1 protein-coding gene is annotated in these 554 nt (G+C 56.7%); it reads left to right on the plus strand.

Translation table 11 applies throughout. From position 1 onward, the window contains the following. Window positions 1-554, plus strand: a 554-nt coding sequence (locus IB232_RS23350) for a DUF1329 domain-containing protein (RefSeq protein WP_192400897.1), incomplete at both ends; no start/stop codon positions are given.

A 554-nucleotide genomic window follows, 5' to 3' on the forward strand; every position in this document is an offset into this window, starting at 1 on the left:
CGAGAAAGCAGGCAATGCTGACGGCTCGATTCCTGAGTGGCAAGGCGGCTTACCGAAGGATGCCGGCGACATACAGAACGGCTTTCGCGACAATCCGTTCTCAAGCGAAAAACCCCTCTTTGTCATCGATGCTCAGAACTACGCCCAGTACCAGGACAAGCTCAGTCCCGGTCAAGTCGCCCTGTTCAAGCGTTACCCCGACACCTACAAGATGCCGGTGTACGTTACTCATCGTTCTGCAGGGGTGCCTGACGAGGTAGCGCAAGACATTCGGAAGAACGCCGTCACTACCAAGCTCGTTGAGAATGGCAATGGCATTGAGGGCTTCAAGACGGCGGTTCCTTTCCCGATCCCGCAGAATGGTCTGGAGGCGGTCTGGAACCATATCGCCCGCTATCGCGGCAACACTTCGTTACGGCAGACGTCGCTGGCTGTGCCACAGGCCAATGGCGCCTATGTCCAAGTGGATGCCGATGAGAGGTATGCGCTGGCAGATCGGGTAACGGACTTCGACCCGCAAAGCGCAAGCAATCTCCTCTACTACTACAACTCCA

The sequence above is a fragment of the Pseudomonas sp. PDM15 genome, assembly GCF_014851565.1.
Lineage (GTDB): Bacteria > Pseudomonadota > Gammaproteobacteria > Pseudomonadales > Pseudomonadaceae > Aquipseudomonas.